The 21795-nt window shown below is 65.8% G+C and carries 22 protein-coding genes; 6 read left to right on the forward strand and 16 right to left on the reverse strand.

The window, feature by feature from the left end; translation table 11 throughout:
• Nucleotide 1: 1 nt before the first annotated feature.
• The 8 genes from BTO20_RS35625 to fadD5 form a co-directional block, all read right to left on the reverse strand.
• Nucleotides 2-1174 (reverse strand): virulence factor Mce family protein, encoded by a 1173-nt coding sequence (locus tag BTO20_RS35625; RefSeq protein ID WP_087081087.1) that lies wholly within the window; start codon nucleotides 1172-1174, stop codon nucleotides 2-4.
• Complete coding sequence (locus BTO20_RS35630) at nucleotides 1174-2817, reverse strand: virulence factor Mce family protein (RefSeq protein ID WP_087081089.1); 1644 nt, start codon at nucleotides 2815-2817, stop codon at nucleotides 1174-1176. The genes BTO20_RS35625 and BTO20_RS35630 overlap by 1 nt, the downstream gene beginning before the upstream one ends.
• A gap of 9 nt (nucleotides 2818-2826) precedes the next feature.
• Nucleotides 2827-4407 carry a virulence factor Mce family protein gene (locus tag BTO20_RS35635; RefSeq protein WP_087083168.1) on the reverse strand — a complete coding sequence of 527 codons (1581 nt, stop codon included), beginning with the start codon at nucleotides 4405-4407 and terminating at the stop codon, nucleotides 2827-2829.
• Nucleotides 4404-5435 (reverse strand): virulence factor Mce family protein, encoded by a 1032-nt coding sequence (locus BTO20_RS35640; RefSeq protein WP_087081091.1) that lies wholly within the window; start codon nucleotides 5433-5435, stop codon nucleotides 4404-4406. The genes BTO20_RS35635 and BTO20_RS35640 overlap by 4 nt, the downstream gene beginning before the upstream one ends.
• Before the next feature lie 61 nt (nucleotides 5436-5496).
• A complete protein-coding gene (locus tag BTO20_RS35645) occupies nucleotides 5497-6654 on the reverse strand; it encodes an MCE family protein (protein WP_269770315.1) in 1158 nt (385 codons plus the stop codon).
• Nucleotides 6655-6720: 66 nt separating this feature from the next.
• Nucleotides 6721-7497 (reverse strand): MlaE family ABC transporter permease, encoded by a 777-nt coding sequence (locus BTO20_RS35650; RefSeq protein ID WP_408632219.1) that lies wholly within the window; start codon nucleotides 7495-7497, stop codon nucleotides 6721-6723.
• Nucleotides 7498-7591: 94 nt separating this feature from the next.
• Entirely contained in the window at nucleotides 7592-8335 is a 744-nt protein-coding gene (locus BTO20_RS35655; protein ID WP_197514948.1) for an MlaE family ABC transporter permease, read from the reverse strand.
• A 237-nt stretch (nucleotides 8336-8572) separates the two neighbouring features.
• Nucleotides 8573-10219: a fatty-acid--CoA ligase FadD5 gene (fadD5, locus tag BTO20_RS35660; protein ID WP_087083170.1), complete on the reverse strand. Its 1647-nt coding sequence runs from the start codon at nucleotides 10217-10219 to the stop codon at nucleotides 8573-8575.
• Nucleotides 10220-10330: 111 nt separating this feature from the next.
• Between fadD5 and BTO20_RS35665 the strand changes: the two genes are divergently transcribed.
• Nucleotides 10331-11056 carry a GntR family transcriptional regulator gene (locus BTO20_RS35665; protein WP_087081098.1) on the forward strand — a complete coding sequence of 242 codons (726 nt, stop codon included), beginning with the start codon at nucleotides 10331-10333 and terminating at the stop codon, nucleotides 11054-11056.
• Nucleotides 11057-11158: 102 nt separating this feature from the next.
• On the opposite strand, the gene BTO20_RS35670 is transcribed toward BTO20_RS35665, so the two are convergent.
• Both BTO20_RS35670 and BTO20_RS35675 read right to left on the reverse strand, forming a co-directional pair.
• On the reverse strand, nucleotides 11159-11602 hold the full coding sequence (locus BTO20_RS35670) for an SRPBCC family protein (RefSeq protein WP_087081100.1): 444 nt from the start codon (nucleotides 11600-11602) through the stop codon (nucleotides 11159-11161).
• A complete protein-coding gene (locus BTO20_RS35675; protein ID WP_087081102.1) occupies nucleotides 11586-12038 on the reverse strand; it encodes an acyl-CoA thioesterase in 453 nt (150 codons plus the stop codon). Before BTO20_RS35675 ends, BTO20_RS35670 begins: the two co-directional genes overlap by 17 nt.
• A 35-nt stretch (nucleotides 12039-12073) precedes the next feature.
• Between BTO20_RS35675 and BTO20_RS35680 the strand changes: the two genes are divergently transcribed.
• A complete protein-coding gene (locus BTO20_RS35680; RefSeq protein WP_087081104.1) occupies nucleotides 12074-13165 on the forward strand; it encodes an alcohol dehydrogenase catalytic domain-containing protein in 1092 nt (363 codons plus the stop codon).
• Here BTO20_RS35680 and BTO20_RS35685 read toward each other — a convergent pair.
• Nucleotides 13162-14874 (reverse strand): acyl-CoA dehydrogenase, encoded by a 1713-nt coding sequence (locus BTO20_RS35685; protein ID WP_087081107.1) that lies wholly within the window; start codon nucleotides 14872-14874, stop codon nucleotides 13162-13164. The two genes, BTO20_RS35680 and BTO20_RS35685, sit on opposite strands and share 4 nt — an antisense overlap.
• Nucleotides 14875-14967: 93 nt before the next feature.
• Between BTO20_RS35685 and BTO20_RS35690 the strand changes: the two genes are divergently transcribed.
• Nucleotides 14968-15441, forward strand: a complete 474-nt coding sequence (locus tag BTO20_RS35690; protein WP_087081109.1) for a GbsR/MarR family transcriptional regulator — start codon at nucleotides 14968-14970, stop codon at nucleotides 15439-15441.
• Nucleotides 15438-16256, forward strand: a complete 819-nt coding sequence (locus BTO20_RS35695) for a class I SAM-dependent methyltransferase (protein ID WP_087081111.1) — start codon at nucleotides 15438-15440, stop codon at nucleotides 16254-16256. Before BTO20_RS35690 ends, BTO20_RS35695 begins: the two co-directional genes overlap by 4 nt.
• On the opposite strand, the gene BTO20_RS35700 is transcribed toward BTO20_RS35695, so the two are convergent.
• Nucleotides 16253-16918, reverse strand: coding sequence for a TetR/AcrR family transcriptional regulator (locus BTO20_RS35700; protein ID WP_064948799.1), 666 nt, complete (start codon nucleotides 16916-16918; stop codon nucleotides 16253-16255). The genes BTO20_RS35695 and BTO20_RS35700 overlap by 4 nt on opposite strands.
• A 91-nt stretch (nucleotides 16919-17009) precedes the next feature.
• On the opposite strand from BTO20_RS35700, the gene BTO20_RS35705 reads away from it, so the two are divergent.
• Both BTO20_RS35705 and BTO20_RS35710 read left to right on the forward strand, forming a co-directional pair.
• A complete protein-coding gene (locus BTO20_RS35705) occupies nucleotides 17010-17120 on the forward strand; it encodes a hypothetical protein (protein WP_018602834.1) in 111 nt (36 codons plus the stop codon).
• Between the two features lie 292 nt (nucleotides 17121-17412).
• A complete protein-coding gene (locus tag BTO20_RS35710; RefSeq protein WP_087081113.1) occupies nucleotides 17413-18279 on the forward strand; it encodes an alpha/beta fold hydrolase in 867 nt (288 codons plus the stop codon).
• A 69-nt stretch (nucleotides 18280-18348) separates the two neighbouring features.
• Here the strand turns inward: BTO20_RS35710 and BTO20_RS35715 are convergent, their stop codons facing one another.
• The 4 genes from BTO20_RS35715 to BTO20_RS35730 form a co-directional block, all read right to left on the reverse strand.
• Entirely contained in the window at nucleotides 18349-19140 is a 792-nt protein-coding gene (locus BTO20_RS35715) for an ABC transporter ATP-binding protein (protein ID WP_087081115.1), read from the reverse strand.
• On the reverse strand, nucleotides 19118-20152 hold the full coding sequence (locus tag BTO20_RS35720; RefSeq protein WP_087081116.1) for a taurine ABC transporter substrate-binding protein: 1035 nt from the start codon (nucleotides 20150-20152) through the stop codon (nucleotides 19118-19120). Before BTO20_RS35720 ends, BTO20_RS35715 begins: the two co-directional genes overlap by 23 nt.
• Nucleotides 20149-20994, reverse strand: coding sequence for an ABC transporter permease (locus tag BTO20_RS35725; protein ID WP_087083172.1), 846 nt, complete (start codon nucleotides 20992-20994; stop codon nucleotides 20149-20151). The genes BTO20_RS35720 and BTO20_RS35725 overlap by 4 nt, the downstream gene beginning before the upstream one ends.
• A 172-nt stretch (nucleotides 20995-21166) precedes the next feature.
• Entirely contained in the window at nucleotides 21167-21784 is a 618-nt protein-coding gene (locus BTO20_RS35730) for a DUF1345 domain-containing protein (RefSeq protein ID WP_198344612.1), read from the reverse strand.
• Nucleotides 21785-21795: the final 11 nt, after the last annotated feature.

Consider the following 21795-nt stretch of genomic DNA (forward strand, 5'->3'; position numbering starts at 1 on the left):
CTCACTCCCCCCTTTCCACCAGCGGACCACCGGGCACATCGTGCGGGTTCGGCGTGAACCGCACATCCGGGATCATCGTGTTCGGATCGCGGCCCCAGGCCTGTTCCAGCGCCCGCAGCATGCCCGAGACACCGGTACCGGACAAGATCGCGTTGTCCACCGAACTCAGCGTCAGGTCCAGGTTCAGCGACACGTTGATGTAGTCGCCACGGATGGCCTTCGGGATGTTGTCGATGTTGAACGGCACCGTCAGCAGCAGCTTGAGTGCGCCCACCAGGTACGGGGCCGCCCGGCTGAGCTGCTTGAGCGGACGCTGCAGATTCTGCAGGTTGGTGTGCAGGTTGGCATTGCTGCCCCGCAGCGTCGTGTCGGCCGCGGCCGACAGCCGGCCCAGGGCCGTCACCGCATCGGCGAACAGGTCGCGCGTGTCGGCGAAATGCTGGATCAGCGGGGGGAACTCGGTGAGCACCCGGTCCAGCGTGTCGTTGCGCTGCGCCACGATGTTGAGCAGCTGATTCGTCGAATCGATTGCCCGACTGATGTCGTCGCGCTGCTGGTTGAGCTGGTCGGTGAAGGTGTCCAACTGGCCCAGGAACTGCCGGATCTGATCGGCCCGACCGTTGAGGATGTTGAACACCTCGGTCTGGATCACCTCGATGTTCGGGATGCCGCCGCCGGTCAGGATGCCGGAGATCCCGGCCAGTGTCCGCTCGATCGTCGGGTACGCCGAGGACTGCGCCAGCGGGATGGTGTCGCCGCTGCGCAGCATCTCCTTGGACGGATTCTGATCCGGCGGGTTGAGCTCGATGTGCTGCGAACCCAGCAAGCTGGTCTGGCCGATCTTGGCCAGCGTGTTCTTCGGCAGCTCGATGCCCGGCTCCAGGTCGAGCGTCAGCGTCGGCACCCAGTTGACCAACTCGATGCTGCGGACCCGGCCGACGAACACGTCGCGAACCCGCACCCGGCTGTTGGCGTTGAGCGCCAACGTTTCCGGCATCTGCACGTACAGGGTGGTGTGGCCACCCTCGGTGCCCGGCCCACCCGGCAGCGGGACGTTGGCGATGCCACGCCACTGCCCACACGAGGTGAGCATCAGCGTCGCGGCCGCCAACACCGCCAGTCGCAGGCCGACCTTCTTGGGCGCCACCCTTTTAGGCAGCCTGATCCCACGCATTACGACCCTCCTGCCTCTGCGGGCAACGGCGGCCCACTCGGTGCGGGTGCGGGTGCCGGGGCGGCCGGAGCCGCCGGGGCGATGGCTGACAACGGATCTCCTGGGACGACGCCTGGCGCCGGACCGGGCGGCGGCCCGGGCTGCGGGTACCACGGCGGGGGCAGCGGATTGTTCTGGTCGTAGGCGTTGGGCGGACCCGGCAGGTTGCCACCGGGAGGCGCCCCGAACGCCGGCGGGGCCGGCGGGGCGACGATGTCGGGGCCACCCATCAACTCGGCCAACGACTCCGGCGTCAGCATGTTCTGCGTGAACGGCTGCACCTGCACGCCCTGCATGCCCGGCGCGACAGTCCAGCCCGGCTCGTGGTTGCCGTGCGAGAACAACGTGTCACGCGCCCAGATGCCCGGAACGGTCGTGTCCTTGTATCCGCCCGGCGGCTGCAGCCGCGGCTCGGAGTACGCGATCTGCTTGGGCAGCGTCATCGCGGTACTCGCCAGGTTCATGCCGAACGGCAGGAAGTTGAACTTGATCGCGTCGAGGATCGGCGCCAGGTACTGCGCGCACAACTCCGCCGAATCCTGGTAGCCCAGGCGGCTTCCCGCCTGGATCGAGCTGCAGATGAACTGCAACGGGTTGGAGAAGTTGGTCAGGCCCGGCAGCACCGGCAGACCGATGATGCCGCCCTGGTTGGGCGCCACGATATTGACCACGTTGGCGGCCAGGTTCGGGTACGCGTGCAGACCCGTCTCGAGACCGTTGCGCGGTTCCGGCTGCAGGATCGCCGTGGTGGCCTCTTCGAGGTTGTTGACGTCGTGGGTCAGCACGCCACCGTTCTTGTCCAAGAACTGACGGGTGGTCTTGAGCACCTGGTTCAGGTTCTGCACCGCGCTGGCCAACTCGTCGTCTTTGGAGAAGTAGTTGGTGAACTGCGCCAGATCGTTGTTGAGCGCGACGAACTGCTGATCGCTCTTGTGCAGGGCATTGACGAACAGCGCCAGGCTCTTGACGATCGTGAAGAAGTCTCCGCGGCCCTGGTTGAGCGTGGTCAAAGCCTCCGACAGGCCGTTCAGCGTGCGGTTGAGCTGTTCGCCCTTGCCTGCGAAGCCGTCGGCGAACGACTCGACGATGTCACCGAACGGGCCCTTGGGCTGTTCGGGTGTGGGCCCCAGGTCGTGGAGCAGGCGGGTCACCTGGTTGCGGAGCTCGTCGTACTCGATGGGGATCTGGGTCCGGTCCACCGGGATGACCGCGCCGTCCTGCATCTGCGGGCCGCCGGTGTAAGGCGGTGACAGCTGGATGACGCGCGAGGCCACCAGGCTCGGGTTCAGCACGGAGGCGCTGGCGTTCTCCGGCACCTTGTACTTGTTGTTGAAGTGGAAGACCACTTTCATCTTGTCGCCGGCGGTCTCGATGCTGTCGATCGCGCCGACGCGGACACCCATGATGAGGACCTTGTCGCCGGGATACAGCGCGAGCACCTCGGGGAAATACGCCGTGACCGTCGTGTTGGTCAGCTTCTTGTAGAGGCTGATACCGAAGTAGCCGACCGCGAGGGCCACCACCACTGCCAGCGCACCCAAGATCACCGCCAGCCGCGACATGTGCGGCAGCTTCATGTTTCGGATGTTGAAAATCGTTGACATAGCTGTGGCCTATCCCTGCGACCCGGGCGGAAGGAACGGCGGGTTACCCGGCAACGGAGCCGTGTCCACCGGCGGCAGCTGCGGACCCGGACCCGGAGGTGCGGGAGGCGCATTCAGCGGTGGCGGTATCGGCGCGAACCCGGGGACGAACTCGTCGGGCCCGGGCTGCGGGCTGACCGGCACGGTGCGGGCACCCGGCGGACCGGGAGCCAGCGGGGCCGGCGGGGCGCCCGGCTGATCCGGCGGCATCTGGCCGGGGATGGCCGCGCTGGGCACACCCGGTGAATGCGCCACACCATCCGGATTCGGTGCGGACGTCGCCACATCGGGCGGGCTGTAGTTGGGCCCGTACGGATTGTCCCCGAACGGCCCCACGGTGGCAGCCGCACACGGCAGCGGGTTGCCCGGCGACGGGATGCCCTGCGCCGTCGGCGTGTACGAGCACGGCGAACCCGGAGGGACGGCCGGTCCCGGATGCTCCGGGGTGCCTTCCAGCGGCGTCGGCGCCGGCGGCGGTGCGCCGTTCTCGAACCGCTTGCCGTTGGGATCCGGGAACCGGAACGACGGCAGGCCCGCGTTGCGCCAGAACTCCTCCGGATCGATGCCACGCTTCTTGAACGCCGCATCGACGAACGGCTGCAGGATCTGCGGCGGCAGCAGGTTGACGAGCATGACCTTGAAGTACGGGCCCGAGGCCAGCGCCTCGGCCAGCGAGGTGATGAACTTGCCCGCGATGCTCAGCGTGTCGGCGAGGTCCTGCTTGCGCTGGACCAGGATGTCGCTGACCGTGCGCAACTGCTCCAGCACGTGGTTGAGGTTCGGGTTGTCGTTGATCAGGCCCTCGACCTGCTGCGACACCGACGACACCCGCTCGAGCAGCATGCTGACGGCCTGACCACGCTGGTTGACCGCGGCCAGCAGGGTCTGCGCGTTCACCAGCAGCTGGTTGACCTGGGTGCTGCGGTCACCGAGCACCGTGGCGATCTTGTTCGCGTTGGCCAGCAGTTGGCGGACCTGATCGTCGCGCTTGCCGATGGTCTCGGAGAACCTGGCCACGCCGTCGAGCGCCGCGCTCAGATGCGGCGACGTCTGATCCACCGTCTCCGACAGCACGTTCAGCGACTGCTTGACCGATTGGATGTCCCACCCCGAAGCATTACGCGTGACATCGAAGATGGCGTCGTAGATCTGGTACGGCGTGGTCGTCTGGCCGACCGGCAATGTCCCGCCCGGCGACAGGGTCTGGTTGCCCCGGGGCTGGATCTCGATGTTCTTGCGACCCAGGATGGTGTCGGTCCGGATGGCGGCCCGGCTCTCGGTGCCGATGGTGCGGCCGCCGAGCGTGTAGCCGATCACCACCTTGTCGCCACTGATGTCCATCGTCTTGACGTCGCCGACGTCCATACCGGCGATGCGCACCCGGTCGCCCACGTTCAGGCCACCGGTGTCGGTGAACTGCGCGTAGTAGGTCGGTACCGCGAAGATCATCGGCACGCTGGTCAGCGTCGACCCCACCCCGATGATGAGCGCGACCACGGCCACGCCCATCAGGCCCTTACGGAACCGGTCGGAACCCTGCAGTGTCCTCATTTCGGCGTGCACCTACCCGACGGCTGCGAAGTGATTCGTACGGTTCGGACGGGGCCGCCCGGCTGCAACCCGTTGAGCTTCAACGAGAGGTCACAGGCGTAGAAGTTGAAGAAGTCACCGTAGATACCACCAGCTCGGCCGATGATCTTCAGTGCTGCCGGAATCTGCACCAGGATGTCGTTGACCTCCTGCTTCTGGTCGATCAGTGGCTTCTGGATGACGTCGAGATAGCCCAGCGTGTCGTGCAGCAGCGGCCGGTTGTCGCTCAGCAGGTCGGCGAGCGAGCCCGCCGCGTTGCTGATGTTGGCCACCGAGGCGCCGATCGGGTCGGCCCGGTTCTTCAGGCCCGTGATCAGGATCTCGAAGTTGTTCAACGTGTCGTCGAACTGCTTCTGATGCTTGACCGTGGTGTCCAGGACGATGTTGAGGTTCTTGATCACCTCGCCGATGGCCTGATCGCGGTCGGCGATCGTGGAGGTCAGCTGCGAGGTCTGGTCCAGGATGTCGTTGATGGTGCCGCCCTGCCCCTGGAAAACCGTGATCAGCGACTTGGCGATGGTGTTCACCTTGTCCGGGGCCAGCGAGTTGAACAGCGGCCGGAAACCACCGACCAGGGCATCGAGATCCAGCGCGGGCTGGGTCCGGTCCAGCGGGATGGTGCTGCCGGGAGGCATGATCTTGTTGCTCTCGCCGCGCTTGAGCTCCAGGTAGCGGTTGCCGATCAGGTCCTGGTAGCGGATCGCCGCGGTGGTCTGGTCGAACAACGGCAACGACTTCTCGACGTTGAACGTGACCTCGGCCTGCTCGCCGCCGTTGATCAGCTCGACCTTGGAAACCTTGCCGACCTCGACGCCGGCGGCCCGGACGAACTGCCCGCTGCGCAGACCACTGACGTTCTTGAACACCGCCGAGTACTCGTTGGTGCTGTTGAACCGGATCTGACCGAACACCACGAAGATGAGCGCGGTGAACGTGAGCAACACCAGGGAGAAAATCCCCAGTTTGATGAGTGTGCCCTTGATGCTCATGCGGTTCCCTCGCAGGCTCGGGTCCCGCATGGCATCGGATGATTCGTTCCGTAAACGTCACTCATGGGTTGATCGTGTTCTCCCCCACTTGGCGGCCCCACACGTACTCGGCCGTCAACGGCTGACCGAGCTCGAAGTGGTTGTACGGCGCGATCGATGCACCGGTGTCCATCACCAGGTACGGCATCGGCCACAGGTCACGGGTGATCGGCTGCCAGCAGCCCGGCCGGCCCTCGGGACCGCCCTTGGCGTTCACCCGAGGCAGGTTGTCCGGGTACACGTAGGCGTTGCCGACGCCGACGACGAGTGAGTGCGTCAGCAGCGAATAGCCGTTACCACCAAGGGCGGCAGCGAGTTTCGGTGCAGCGTCGTGGAAGTTGCGGATGGTGCAGAACAGCGCAGGGCTGTACTTGTCCAGCAGCGCCGAGGTCGGCAGCAGGTCCTGGGCGCCACGGACCAGGTACGGGCCGCCGCGCTCGAAGATGTCACCGCCGGTGTTGCCGAACCCGACCGCGGCCACCAGCGCCTGATCGAGGTTGCCGCGTTGGTCGTTGAGGGTGTGGGCGGTGGTCACCGCGTTGGTCAGACCGTTCCACAGATCCGGTGACGCGTTGGCGTAGACCTCACTGAGATCGGCCAAACCCGTGATGTCGTGCCGGATCTGCGGCATGCGCGGATTGAGGTCGGCCAGGATGGTGTTGCCGTTGACGATCGACTGCCCGAACTTGTCGCCGAGCCCGTCGAGGGCCTGGGCCGTCGCCGTCAGGGTCTCGTTGAGCTTGATCGGGTCGACCTGTTCGGAGATCTTCGTGATGGTCTCGAACAGCGTGTTGAACTCCGTCGTCACGCCCTGCGCCTGAATCGGCGTATCCGCGGAGACCCGCTCCGGAGATGGATTCGGCGGCGAGATGAACGAGATGTACTTGTTGCCGAACACCGTGGTGGCCCGCAACTCGGCATCCACGTTCTGCGGGATGAGATGCAGGTACTTCGGGTCGACATCCAGGATCAGCTTGGCTTCCGGGTTGTCGTTGACCTCGACCACCTTGACCGTCGCCAGCCGGCCGATCGGCACACCGTTGTAGGTGACCTTCGACCCCGGGTCCATCGACAGGCCTGCGCGGCCGGACAGGACCGTCAGCTGCGTCTTGGGTTCGAAAAATCCGCGAAACTGCAGCCAGGTCAGCGCCAGGATCAGCGCGGTCACCAGGGCCAGCACGAGCCCCGCCAATTTGTACGGCGGGGTCTTCGACTTGTTCAGGGGGCGTGCGGCGCGGTCATGGCGCTACACCGTGAGGTTGAAGTTGGGGTCGGTGCCGTACAGCGCCAACGATGCCAACAGGACTACCACCACGATTGCGATCAACGAGGTGCGCATCGACCTCCCCACTGCCTCACCGACACCGACAGCACCGCCACTGGCGTAATAGCCGAAGTAGCAGTGGTTCAACATCACGATGATCGACATGATGACGACCTCGAGGAAGGACCACATCACATCGTCGACGCGCAGGAACGTATGGAAGTAGTGCTCGTACGTTCCGACCGACTGGGAGTAGAAAATCGTCGTCACCAGCTGTGCCGACAGGAACGACAGCAGGATGGCCATCGCGTACAGCGGGACGATGACGATGGCGCCTGCCATCAGCCGGGTGGACACCAGGTACGAAATCGACTTGATGCCCATGACTTCCAGGGCGTCGACCTCTTCGCTGATGCGCATGGCACCGAGTTCGGCGGTGGCGCCCGCGCCGACCGTGGAGGCCAGTGCCTGGCCGGTGACCACGGGCGCGACGACGCGGACGTTGGCCAGGGCGGCGAAGAATCCGGTGAACGCCTCGACACCGATGTTGCCCAGGGACGCGAAACCCTGGATGGCGATCAGTGAACCCGCGGACAGCGTGACGAAGCCGATGATCGCGACGGTGCCGCCGATGACGGCCATTGCGCCGGTGCCCATGCCGATCTCGGCCACCAGCCGCAGCGTCTCACGCCGGTAGTAGCGGAAGGCGTGCGGTACGTGTCCGACCGCCTGCACCACGAACCAGGCGACGTGGCCCATGCTGTCGAGCAGCCGGGCGGGTGCGGCCGCGACCTCGGAGGAACGCGCGAACGCCCGGGGGAACCGGGAGCGAAGGACTGTTGATGTACTCATGTCAGGTCTTCGTTCCGAACCGCACACCGATGGTGGTGAGCACGACGTTCACAGCGAACAGGGCGATGACGCACAAGACCAGGGTCTCGTTCACCGCCGTACCAACACCTTTCGAACCGCCGGCTGTGGTCAACCCGCGGTAGCAGCCCACCAGCCCGGCAATCAGACCGAAGATCGTGGCCTTGATGACCGAGATCATGACCTCGGGGAAACCGGTGAGCAGTGTCAGCGTCGAGACGTACGCACCGGCGGAGACGTTCTGAATGTAGACACCGAAGAAGAAGCCACCCACCAGGCCGATGATGATCACCGTTCCGTTGAGCAAGAAGGCGACGAAGGTCGCGGCGACGACACGCGGAACCACGAGGCGCTCGATCGGATCGATGCCCAGCACCTCCATGGCGTCGATCTCTTCGCGGACCGTCCGGGCGCCGAGGTCGGCGCAGATGGCCGTCGACCCGGCACCGGCCACGACCAACACCGTCACCAGGGGTCCGAGCTGCGTCACCGCGGCCAGACCCGCACCGGCGCCGGAGATGTCGGCCGCACCGAACTCCGCGAGCAGGATGTTCAGCGTGAAGATGATGAGCACCGTCAGCGGGATGGACACCGCCAGCGTCGGCAGGAACGCGACCCGGATCAGGAACCAGCTCTGAAGAACGAATTCCTTCCACTGGAACGGCCGGGTGAGAAGCGCCTTACCGGTGAGTACTGTCATCTTGAAGAAGCCACCGACCATCGCCATCGGCTTCTCGAGCTGATCACGGACGTAGCCGACAAGTGCATTGGACGATGCCGTCACCGGTGCACCCCCTGGACGTGTCGCACGCCCCCTCCTTGCCTCAACCCCGCGTACGTGATCTCAATCTCCCTACTCGTGGGTAGTAAGTGAGACCACAGGACTGTACCCGATACAAACGTGGCCGTGCACCGCATCGGCTGGATTATGCCGCGAACCGTTAGCAAACCCCGCCCCTATTCACTATTTTCCCCGATTACCTGCAGAAACCGTTGACGGAGAATAACTTTCGCTAACGTTAATCCGCTCTTCGCGACCGAATCGCTCACGGAGCTCGGTCTTGAGGACCTTGCCCGACGGGTTACGCGGCAGCGCCTCGACGATCTCGAGCGCCTTGGGGTGCTTGTAGCGGGCCAGCCGCTCAGTGAGGAACCCGTCGAGATCAGCCAGACTCAGCGGCGAATCCTGACCACCGCTGAGCGCCACGACGGCCACGGGCACCTCGCCCCACTTCTCGTGCGGGCGGCCGATCACGGCGGCCTCGACGATCGCCGGGTGGGCTGCCAGGACGTTCTCCACCTCGGCGCAATAGATGTTCTCCCCGCCGGAGATGATCATGTCCTTCTTGCGGTCCACCACCCAGACGTAGCCCTCCTCGTCCTGGCGTACCAGGTCACCGGAGTGGAACCAGCCGCCGGCGAACGCTTCGGCGGTGGCCTTCGGGTTGTTCCAGTAGCCGGCCATCAGTGTCGGTGCCCGGTAGACGATCTCGCCGACGTCACCGACTGCCACATCGTTCATGTTCTCGTCGACGATGCGAGCCGACACCGTGGGAATGACGCGGCCGACGGAGCCCAATTTCCGAATGGCGTCCTGGGCCAACAGCATGCAGGTGACCGGCGACATCTCGGTCTGCCCGAACGCCGCAAGGATCTGGGCGCCGGGGAAGGTCTCGGCCATGGTCTGCAGCAGCGTGTCCGACGCCGGGGCCGCGCCCCAGGACAGCACGCGCAGTTTGAGGTTGCGGGGCTTGGCTTGCTGCGCGGCGCAGACGGCCTGCCACTGTGCGGGCACCAGGAAGATGCCGGTGACGTTCTCGGCCTCCAGCACATCCAGCAGCGCCCCCGGATCGAAGGCTCCCAGCGGGTAGAGCACGGTGGGCAGGCCCAACAGCAGCCCGGTGGTCACGTTGCCGGCGATCCCGGCGATGTGGAACAGCGGGACGCCGATGAAGCCGATGTCGTTGCTGAGGTCGACGCCGACGGTGAACATGTTGGTCATGGCCTGGCCGGTGAGGTTGGCGTGGGTGAGCACCGCCCCCTTGGGCCGACCCGTCGTGCCAGACGTGTACATGATCAGCGCGGGCGAATCATCGGGAATGTCAACGACTTCCGGGCCATCCCCCGGCTCGGCGATGAGGTCGTCGTAGCCGAGCACGCCGTCCTCGCCGCCACCGCCTGCGACGATCACCGTCTGCAGCGTCTGGTCCAGATCGCGGACCGCGGTGGCCACGCCGGCCAGGACGGATTCGGTGACGATCACGCGCGCCTGGCAATCGCCGACCAGGAAGGCGATCTCCGGGGGCGTCATCCGGAAGTTCACCGGTACCGCGATGGCACCCAGTTTGCTTGCGGCAAGGAAGGATTCGATGAACTCGGGACGGTTGAGCATCAGGATCAGCACCCGGTCGCCCACGCCGATACCGCGTCGGCTCAGGGCACCGGCCAACTTGTCGACCCGCTCGTCGAGCTCACGCCAGGTGGTGGTGTGCCCCAGGAACCGCAGCGCGGTCCTGTCCGGCTGCATGAGCGCGTGCCGCGCCAGTTGGTTGGTCCAGTTCTGACGACGCGCCAGATAAGGCTGGTCGGTGGGGGACGGCTCGGCTGTCAACGGTCCGGTACTCCCATCGGGTTGCACGATGTTGATATTTGATCAAACATTGGGTTGCCCCGGTCACACTATGGCCTCGGCCTCACAAGGACAAGCCTGACCGGAGATCATGTGAACGCACCCGCCCGCCCCGCCGCGCGGCGCCGTCGCGTCGCCCGCCGCGAGCAACTGTCCGACGAAGTTGCGGCCCATCTGCGCGCCGAGATCATGACCGGTGTCCTGCGGCCCGGCACGTTCATCCGGCTCGACGAAACGGCGGCCACCCTGGGCGTCAGCATCACACCCGTGCGCGAGGCGCTGCGCACGCTGCGCGGTGAGGGCATGGTGCAGCTGGAGCCGCACCGCGGGCATGTCGTGGTCCCGTTGACGCGCGCCGACGTCGAGGACATCTTCTGGCTGCAGGCCACCATCGCGCGCGAACTCGCCGCCACCGCGGCCGAGCGCATCACCGATGAGGAGATCGACGAGCTCGAGCGGCTCAATGCCGACCTCGAAGTGGCAGTGGCCCGGGCGGACGCCGAGGAGGTCTCGTCGGCGGAGTTCGCGTTCCACCGCGCGTTCAACCGGGCCAGCGGCCGAATCAAGTTGGCCTGGTTCCTTCTTCACGTCGCGCGGTATCTGCCGGCGCTGGTCTACTCGAACGATCCACGGTGGGGCGCCGAGGCGGTCGAGCATCATCGGGCGTTGGTCGCGGCACTGCGTCGTCGCGACATCGACACCGCGGTGCGGCTCAACGCCGTCCAGTTCACCGATGGCGCAACGCGATTGATCGCCCGGCTCGACGAGAGCGGCATGTGGGATCACGAAAACGAGTCCGATCCGGCGTCGGACATTTAGCGCAGTGGATCGCCGAGCCGGTCCCCTACCGCCCGGTGGCCAGTTATTACACGCTCACCGCGGAAAAACCGCGCACAACTGGCCACTCGGCGTGAAGTACGACTAGGCGGACAGCTGCTGCGCCCTGGCAATCAAGGCGTTCGCCAGGTGATCGAGGGTGTCACCGATGAGCTTCTTCACCATCAGGCTCGGGATCGGCAGCTTGGTGTCGACCTCGACCTCCATGTCGACCTGCAGCAGTGTGCTCGCCCCGAGCGGCACCACCGAGAACCGCTGCTCCTGCTTGGAGAAGTGGTCACCTTGCTGCAACACGGTGTAGATCTGGTTTTCGGCGGGATAGTAGACCGCGGTGATGAAGACTCCGGCCTGCCCTTGGATCTCGACGTCCAACCGCAGCTGGCTGGGCCGGCCGTCGTCGTAGCGGGCGAGAATCCAGCATCCCTTGATCTCCGGGTTCCACTGCGGATAGGCCTCGAAGTCGGCGACGATCGCCATGATCGTCTCGGCAGGAGCGTCGACTTCGACTGTCTTACTTACCAGCGGCATCCGCCGAGCATATCGAGACCAACAGGGACCTGATCTCATCGGGAATCGGCACCGGGCGTCGGGACTCCCGTTCGACGTAGACATGCACCCAGTGACCGACCGCAGCGACCGGCCCGTCGGACCGGAACAGCCCCAACCGGTAGGTGACGCTGCTGTGGCCCAGCCGGGTCACCGACAGCCCGACGACCAGCAGATCCGGGAACTTGAGCTCCGAGAGGAATCGGCATCCCGACTCGGCCACCACGCCCAGCCACGGCGCCGTGATCGGGTCGATGTCGCAGTTCGTGTTGATCCACGCGTTGATCGCGGTGTCGAACAGCTCGTAGTACACCGCGTTGTTCAAATGCCCGAACATGTCGTTGTCGGTCCACCGCGTGAGCACCGGCCAGTGCAGCGGAAAGTCGGCAGAGGTGAATTCGGCGGGAGCCTCGGTCATGGTGGAAGTCTTGCAGTCACGGCAGGCTGTCGGTCATGAAGATCCGTGGAGCCGTCCTCGACCACATCGGCCTGCCCCGCCCGTACGCCCAGTCCGGGCCGCTGACCGTGTCCGACCTCGACCTCGCCGGGCCGGGCCCTGGCGAGCTGCTGGTCCGTATCGAGGCCGCGGGCCTGTGTCATTCGGACCTTTCGGTGGTGGACGGCAACCGGGTGCGGCCCGTGCCGATGCTGCTGGGGCACGAAGCCGCCGGCATCGTCGAGGCCGGCGACACCGATCTGCCCATCGGGCAGCGCGTGGTGATGACGTTCCTGCCCCGCTGTGGCAGTTGCCCGGCGTGCGCGACCGACGGGTTGACCCCCTGCGGTCCGGGCAGCGCCGCCAACGGCGCGGGCACCTTGATGGACGGCAGTATCCGGCTCACCCGTGACGGCGAGCCGGTGTTCCACCACCTCGGGGTGTCCGGGTTCGCCACGTACGCCGTGGTGGATCGCCGCTCGGTGGTGCCGGTGCCTGCCGACGTCCCACCGGTCGTCGCGTCCCTGTTGGGTTGCGCGGTTCTCACCGGCGGCGGGGCCGTCCTCAATGTGGGCAAACCGCAGGCCGGCCAGACGGTCATCGTCGTCGGGTTGGGCGGGGTGGGGATGGCGGCGGCACTCACCGCGCTGGCCCACGACGGCGTCCGCGTCATCGGTGTCGATCAGGTGACCGACAAACTCGACCGGGCCCGAGCACTGGGCGTACACGAGACCTACACACCCGAGCAGGCCGCCGACGTGTTGGCCACGGTCGTGATCGAGGCGGCCGGACATCCGGCCGCACTGGAGACCGCGATCGGGCTGACGGGTCCGGGCGGACGCACCATCACCGTCGGCCTGCCACGGCCCGACGCCCGGATCTCGGTGTCCCCACTGGGTTTCGTCGCCGAAGGACGCTCACTCATCGGCAGCTACCTCGGTTCGGCGGTTCCGGCCCGCGACATCCCGCGCTTCGTCGAACTGTGGCGGGCCGGGCGCCTGCCCGTCGAGCAACTGGTGTCGGCGACCATCCCGCTCGACGCGATCAACGCCGGGATGGACGCTCTGGCCGACGGCACCGCGGTGCGTCAGATCATCAGGTTCGATTAGAACCAGCTGTCGCGCATGTCCAGGGTGGTGCGGTCCAGGCTCTCCAGGAGATCCAACTGCGGTGCGGTCCTTGGCAGTTCGTAACGGAAGAAGTAGCGGGCGGCCTGCCGTTTGCCGTCGTAGAAATCTCCGTCGTGCCCGTCGGCGACCAGGAGCTGTTCCAACCAGATCCATGCCACGACGATGTGCCCGAAGGCTTCCAGATACACGGCGCTGTTGGCCATCGCGGCTTCGACGTCGCCCGCGGCGAACATTCCGGCTGTCACCGCGACCAAGCGCTGCCAGGCAGCGTCGAGCTGATCGGCCAAGCCGGCCTCCGCGCCGTCACGGGCCTTCTTGACCGTGACGGCGATGCGCTCCCCCAGCGCCATCAAGCTGGCCCCGCCGTTCTGAGTGACCTTGCGGCCCAAGAGATCCAGGCTCTGGATACCGTTCGTGCCCTCGTGGATCGGGTTCAGCCGGTTGTCCCGGTAGTGCTGTTCCACGTCGTACTCGCGGGTGTAGCCGTAGCCGCCGTGCACCTGGATCGCCAGGCTGTTGGCCTCCAGACACCACTGCGACGGCCAGCTCTTGGCCACCGGGGTCAGGATGTCGAGCAGAGCGGTGTCCCCGGTATCGACCAGCTTGGCGCAGTACAGGCCGAGCGCCAGGCCTCCTTCGACATAGGCCTTCTGCGCCAACAGCATTCGCTTGACGTCGGGATGCTCGATGATCGGCACCTGCGGCGTCGTCGGATCCTTGACGCCCAGCGGACGGCCCTGGGGCCGCTCCCGGGCATACTGCACCGATTTGAGGTACCCCGTGTAGCCCAACGCCACCGCACCCATGCCGACGCCGAGCCGGGCCTCGTTCATCATGTGGAACATGTAGACGATGCCGCGGTGCGGTTCGCCGACGAGATAGCCGACGGCGCCGTCCAAGTTGAGCACGGTGTTGGTGATACCCCGTTGTCCCATCTTGTGATTCAGCCCGGAGATGGCCACGCCGTTGCGGGCGCCGTCGGCGAGATACTTCGGCACGATGAACAGCGAGATGCCCTTGGTACCGGTGGGGCCGCCGGGGATCTTCGCCAGCACCAGGTTGACGATGTTGTCGGTGAGCTCGTGCTCGGCACCCGAGATCCACATCTTGGAGCCGTACAACCGGTAGCTGCCGTCGTCGACGGGCTCGGCACGGGTGGTGATGTCGGCCAGCGATGACCCGGCTTGCGTTTCCGAGAGTGCCATCGTTCCCGAAAAGCGGCCTGCGAGCATCGGTTTGACGAAGTTCTCGATCTGCTCGGCCGAGCCGAACCGGGCCAGCAGGTTGGCGTTCGCGATGGTCAGCATCAGGTATCCCGAGGTCGACACGTTGGCCGCGGCGATCCAGGCGAATGCGGCCTGCGCCACGACGGCCGGCAACTGCGCACCGCCGAGTTCGGCGTCCATGCCCATCGCCAGCAGGTCGGCCGCCGCGAACGCGTCCCACGCCGCTTTCACCTCGGGGATCAGCGTGACGGTCTGCCCGTCGAAACTCGGCTCGTTGGCGTCGGAGAGCTTGTTGTGCGGAGCGAAGTAGCGGGTCGCGAGTTGCTCCGACAACTCGAGCACGCCGTCGAAGGTCTCGCGCGAATGCTCGGCGAAGCGGTCCAGCGCGGTGAGCTCCTCGACATGCAGCCATTCGTAGAGCAGGAAGTCCAGATCCCGGCGCGACATGATGGTCGACTTCATGTCGACCAGTCTGGGCTTCGACTCTTGACGACCACCGCGCGACCCGACGTATAGTTCGTTTAGTTTGTACTGAACGAACTATCTGGAGGGACGTTGACGCCGGAAGAGTCGGAATTCGTCGACCGCATCGGGCTGTTCATGGAGCTGCTCGGTGGCTCACGCACGATGGGCCGGGTCTACGGCTGGTTGATGATCGCCGACCCGCCGGAGCAGTCGCTGACCGCGCTGGCCGACACGCTCTCGGTCAGCAAGGCCTCGGTGAGCACCGTCGCGCGCCAGCTGCAGGAGGGCGGGTTGATCGAGCGGCTGCCCAGCGCGAGTCGCCAACACCGCTACCGCGTGCGGCCCGGGGGTTTCACCAGTGTGCTCAGCGTGCAGCTGTCCCGAATGAAGCTCGGCATCGAGGCCGCCGACTTCGGGCTGGCGATCCTCGACGGGGACCGCCCCGACCAACGCGAACGGCTCGAGGATTTCAAGCACTTCTGCGAGTTCTCCAGCCAGGCGTACCACGACGAGATGCTCCGGCTCTGGGCCGACTACCGGCAATCACAAAGGAGGGGGTCATGACGACCAACAAGGTGGACTTCAGCGCGGTGCGCTGGGGATCGGTGGAATGGACGAACCTGTGCACGCTGTATCTGCGGGCGTGCGAAAGCCGGTTGGCGCAACCAGTTCTCGGCGATCACGCGGCCGCCGAAGCCGTCGACCGCATCGACTACGACTTCAAGCGCATGCACCGGGCCTCACAGCCGTGGGCCAACCAGTTCCTGGTCGGGCTGCGCGCCAAACAACTCGACGACTGGACCAATCCCTTCCTGACCCGCCACCCCGACGCCGTCGTGCTGCACCTCGGGTGCGGGCTGGACACCCGCGCCTTCCGCGTGCGGCGCCCCGAAACCGTCGACTGGTTCGACGTGGACCAGCCCGGCGTGGTCGAGCTTCGGCGCAAGCTCTACGACGATGGGCCGGGGTATCGCATGATCGGATCATCGGTGACCGATGCCGGCTGGCTCGACGAGGTTCCCACCGGCCGTCCCACGTTGATCGTGGCCGAAGGGCTGTTGATGTACCTGGATGAAAGGGACGTGCGGGAGCTGCTGCAGCGCCTGACCGACCGCTTCGAGCACGGCGAAATCGACTTCGACACCATCGCCCCGATCGGCCCCAAGCTGTCCCGACTGTTCAGCAACGGCATGGTCAAGTGGGGCATCAGCGACATGAGTGCGGTCGAACGCTGGATTCCGCGGCTGCGGCTCATCGACCGGGTTCCGGCGTACGCGAACTACCGCACGATTCCGCTCGCCCCACAACGGCTGCTGCTGGGTTTCTTCAACGCCACCCTCGCGGGCCGCTACGACGTGCTGAACCAGTTCCGGTTCTAGACCTCGACACCCAACGGTGATTCGTTGCGGACGGTCTCGTCGCGGATCAGCCCGCGCAGCAGGGCGGTGCTGAACTCCACGGCGATCTCCTGCGCCGAGCGCCTGCCGTGCGGCCGCAGCCAGCGGTAAGCGCCCAGGGTCATGCCGATGTAGCCCAGCGCCAGCACGTGCGAGTCACAGTCGTAGAACTCGCCGCTGGCGATGCCACGGTCGATGACGTCGCGTACATGCTCGTAGACCTGCGCCTCGGCGTGCCGGATGTAGGCGACCTGCTCCTCGGTGAACCACTCGGTGATATAGGGCCCCTCCTGGAAGTACACCGCCGCCTTCTCCAGGTCGTTGGCGATGCCGACCAGAAGCCGACGAGTGAAGTTGTAGATGGTCTCGCGGGCCGAGGCGCTCGGATCGTCGTGCAGGGCCTCGACGGTGAAGTCCGCGGTGCTCTTGTAGAGGTCGTAGAGGATCAGCGACTTGCTGGCGTAGTAGTGGTAGACCGTGGCCTTGTTCAGCCCGACGGCCTCGGCCACGTCATCCATCCGGGTGCCGTGGTAGCCGCGCGCGGCGAACAGTTTGGCGGCCACGGTGAGCAGTTCGTCGCGCCGCGATGTACCGTTCGTGGACGCGGCACCGCGGCCTCGCCCGGCCTCTGGATCGGATGCCATAGGAATCTCCGTACTTCACCTATCAACTCGTTGGTTGAACAGTGTAGGCAATGCCTGGTCCGCGCGGAGCCAACCGGTCTAGACTTCGCGCATGGATCCGAATCCGGACTACGACGCCAGTGACGAGATCGAATACTTCTTCAACTGGGTTCCGTGGGGCCTGCGCGGTGTGTACCCGCCCCCGGCGTATCCCCCGGTGTAATCGCCACCCTGACGTCTTGGGCGCGTCCCGTCACGAGGACGCGCCCCCATCTCGTTTCTGCAGTTCTCGGCCACAGCCGGCACTCTTGACCGGCACACGCCCGTGACCACCCCGGGCTTCTGATGCTCGCCGTATCCACACCTCTCGCCACCGCCTGAGCGGGCCTAAACCCGGTCCGCCGTACCGGGCTTTTTCCAGCCTGTTCATTTCTAACTATCAATACCCTATTGACAGGTTAGTCCGTTTGGGCGTTCACTGAACTAACCATATAAATAGTTATAGGGAGTTAGACATGTCGGTTCGTATCCACCACCGTTACGCCACCGTCGACGGCCGCCGGCTGTTCTACCGCGAGGCGGGCTCTCCCGATGCCCCCGCGATCGTGCTGCTGCACGGCTTCCCCACCAGCTCGTACATGTTCCGCAACCTCATCCCCCAGCTCGCCGAGCGCTACCACGTGATCGCACCGGACCATCTCGGCTTCGGCCACTCCGACGCCCCTACCGTCGATGAATTCACCTACACATTCGACGCGCTCACCGACCTCACCGAAGGCCTCCTGCAGCAGCTGGGCCTCACCCGCTACGCGATCTACGTTCAGGACTACGGCGCACCCATCGGCTGGCGCCTGGCCCTGCGGCAGCCGCAGGCCATCACCGCGATCGTCACGCAGAACGGCAACGGCTACGACGCGGGATTCGTGGAGAGTTTCTGGACCACGGTGTGGGACTACCAGCGTGAGCAGACACCCGAGACCGAGGCCGCCGTGCGCACCGCACTGGACGTCGAGGGCATCAAATGGCAGTACCTGACCGGTGTTTCGGATGAAAGCCTGGTCGACCCGGACACCTGGGTGCACGACGCAGCACAACTGGCCCGCCCCGGCAACGACGCGGTTCAACTGCAGCTGTTCCGCGACTACGCGACCAACGCTCCGCTGTACCCGGCACTGCACGAATACCTGCGGACGAGCGCCGTGCCGGTGCTGGCGGTGTGGGGCGGCGGTGATCCGATCTTCGGGCCCGACGGTGCCCGCGCGTTCGGCAAAGACGCGGTCGACGCCGAGATCCACGTCCTCGACGGCGGACACTTCCTGCTGGAGACCGCCAACGACGATGTGGCCGAGTTGATCAACGCCTTTCTGACCCGGATCGCCTAGCCTCGACTTCCACGAAAGTGTCGCTGCCCACGCGGATTTACGACATTACCGTCGAATTCGGCGGGGCAGCTATGCCGCGGCTGCCTTCACGGCGTCGCCGACCTCGGTACGCAACTTCAGATACTCAGGGGAACGCCGCAGTTCGTCGGCGGACACCCCGGTGCGCGGCAGTTCAACCGGCAGGTCCAGCGCCACCTTGCCCGGCCGCCGCGTCAAAACCACGATGCGTGAGCCCAGGAACGCCGCTTCGTCGGCGCTGTGCGTGACGAACACCGTGGTGCGGCCCGACTCCGCGCTCACCTGACGCACGTCGTCCTGCAACCGTTCGCGGGTCAGCGCGTCGAGTGCCGCGAACGGCTCGTCGAGGAGGAACAGCGGGGTCTCGGCCGCCAATGCCCGGGCGATCGCCACCCGCTGCTGCTGGCCGCCGCTGATCTCCCAGATCTTGCGGTTTCCGGTGCCTTCCAAGCCGACTCGCTCCAGCAGTTGCTCACGCCGGTCGGCCCGGCGCTCACGCGGAACCTTGGCGTACTTGAGCGCGAGGTCGATGTTGCCTCCGACGGTGCGCCACGGAAACAACCTCGGCTGCTGGAACACCACACCGGAGCTCACCCCGGGAGTCGGCCGGGTTCCGGCCACCTGCACCTCGCCCTCCGACGGGGTTTCGAACCCCGCGATCAGCCGCAGCAGGGTGCTCTTGCCGCAGCCCGAGGCGCCCACCAGCACCAGGAAGGCGCCCGGTTCGACATCGAGGTCGACCGGCCCCAACGCGGTGACCTTGTCGGCGCCCCGACCGTAACGGTGGGCCACGTTGCTGATGCGCAGACTGCCCTTGGCGTCATTGCTGTTTGGTGAGGACACCGGGGAGTCCTTTCGTGTAGATGGCGCCCTGGAATGCCGCCAACGGCGAAGGCGCCGGGATCTGTTTCTGGTCAGCCAGGAACTGCGAGGCGCTCTGCAGGTTCACCGCGACGTTGCCCGGCTTTCCTTCGGTACCAAGCCATTCCGGCGACGCGACCTGCTCGGGCGTCAGATACACGCCCTGTTTGAGCTGCCCCGCGACGTCGTCAGGGCTCAGCCCCACCTCGGCGGCGATGGCCTTGGCGGCGGCACCCGGATCGTCCTTGATGAGGTTGAGCGCGCGGGCTTCCTGCTGCCGCCACACGTCGACCACGTCGGGATGCGCGGCCGCGAACTCGTCGGACACCGCGGAGAGGTCCAGCGTCGGCTTGCCGTCCTTGGCCAGCTGACGGCTGGTGATCAGGTCCTTGCCGGTCTTGCGCAACTGATCCAGCGTGGGCAGCCACGTGTAGGCGGCGGCGATGTCACCGCGGTCCCAGGCCGCCAGAATGGCCTGGGGCTGCAGATCGATCAGCTGAACGTCGTTGGGCGACAAGCCGTTCTGAGCCAGCGCGGCGAGCAGACTGTAGTGCGCGGTGGATGCGTACGGGGTGGCGACGCGCTTGCCCCGCAGATCGGCGATCGTGTTGATGCCGGTGCCGTTACGCGCCACCAGCGCCTCGTTGTCGCCCGCGACGTCGAGAACGAATGCCACTTTGTACGGGATGTTCAACGGCGCCGACAGTCCGCGCGCCACCGGACTCGAACCGATGGAGCCGAAGTCGAGTTCCTTGGCGATGAACGCGGTGTTGACGTCGGCTCCGGAATCGAATTTCGTCCACTTGATGTTGTAGCCGGGCAGCGCCTGTTCCAGCCACTTGTTGTTCTTGACGACCAGGTCACCGCTCGGGAACGACTGGTACCCAACACGAATGGTCGGTTTCGCGGCGTCCTGGCCGGAGTGGTCGACGGCGCAGCCGGCCAGGGTGAGCGCTGTCGCCACGGCCAGTGCGGCAAGTCTGCCGATTCTCATATCTTTCCTCTCCAGGGGACCGCCCGCCGCTCGGCGGCACGCAGCGCTCCGTCGATCACCAGGCCCGAGATCCCGATGGCGAAGATGCCGACGAGAACCACCGGTGTGTTGTTGTAATTGCTTGCGTCCTTGACCAATCCGCCGATACCGGGGATGCCGTTGAACAACTCGGCGGCGACCACCGACGAGTAGGCCATACCGACGGCCAGCCGGATGCCGGTGAATGTCTCGGGCAGTGCGGCAGGCACCACGACGTCACGGATCACCTGGGCCCGCGACGCCCCCAGAGCGCGGGCGGCCTCCTGCAGCCCGACCGGGGCGGCGAGCACGGCAGCGGTGGTGGCCACGGCCGCGGGCGGTAGGGCGGCGAGTGCCAGCAAGGTGATCTTCGGTGCCTCGTCGATGCCCAACCAGATGACGAGCAGGAAGAAGTAGGCCAGTGGCGGCAACGCGCGTAGGAAGGTCAGCCATGGTTCGAGCACGCTGCGCAGCCAGCCCACCGAACCCATCACCAGGCCCAGCGCGACGCCGACACCCACACCGATCACCACACCGGCCAACACCCGGCGCAGCGTCATGTACAGGTGCTCGATCAGCAGGTATCCCGCGTAACCACGGGTGCCGTCATGCGTGGTGGAGACATCGATGAACGCCCGCCACACCGTGCTCGGGTACGGCACGAACGTCTGATTCCAGATGCCCGCCCAGGCCACCACCTGCCATACGGCGAGGAACACCACCACCGACGCCAACGGCAGGGCGAGCTTGGTCAACCGGGCCCGCCACGGTGACGGCGGGGCAACGATGGTTGGTGCGCCGGCGGCGGACTCGGCTGGGGAAATACTCGTTACGACGGACACGCACCTTGACTTTCTGTGGGGTGGAAAGGCTTACGAGGCGCGCAGGCAGCAGCGTCGCGGCGGTGTCAGGTTCACGAACAGTATTGGTACCGGGCTGGTGCGCCCGCGAGAAGATCTCTGCTCACGGCGAGTTTTACTGCCGCGGCGGCGACGACTACCCGACGAGATTGATCACGAGATTGATGGTGCACGCGATGATCACGGTGCCGTAGATATAGCTGAACAAGCAGTGTTTGAGCACCTCGCCACGCAGATGCGAGGTGGTGACATCGGTATCGGACACCTGATAGGTCATGCCGAGGTTGAACGAGAAGTAGTAGAAATCGACATAGCGTGGTGGCGCATCGGAATTGAAGTCGATGTCCCGCACCTCGCCCTGGTAATAGATCCGGGCGTAGCGCGCGGCGTACATCGTGTGCAACAGCGCCCACACCGTCAGGATCGCCACCAGCGACATACCGGCATATTTGGCCTTGTCGGCGTCGTTGGCGGAGGCCAGCAGGATGCCGATCGAGGTCAGACTCGCGGCGAGGATGAGCACCAGCACGAGATCCCCGACATCGCCGTGAACGTCGGCGTCACTGGCATGCTCACGCGTCTGGTCGGAGTCCATGGGCCACAGCACGGTCAACGCCCACACCACGCTGAGCCCTGCCGTGACGATGACGACCGTCAGCAGACCGACCGGCCAGCGCCCTGACGCGGCGCCGGCCGCTGCCCCGACGACCAGGCCGGTGCCCAGGCTGATCCAGAACCTGGTGGCTCCTGATATCGACGATCGAT

This window comes from Mycobacterium dioxanotrophicus (genome assembly GCF_002157835.1).
Classification (GTDB): domain Bacteria; phylum Actinomycetota; class Actinomycetes; order Mycobacteriales; family Mycobacteriaceae; genus Mycobacterium; species Mycobacterium dioxanotrophicus.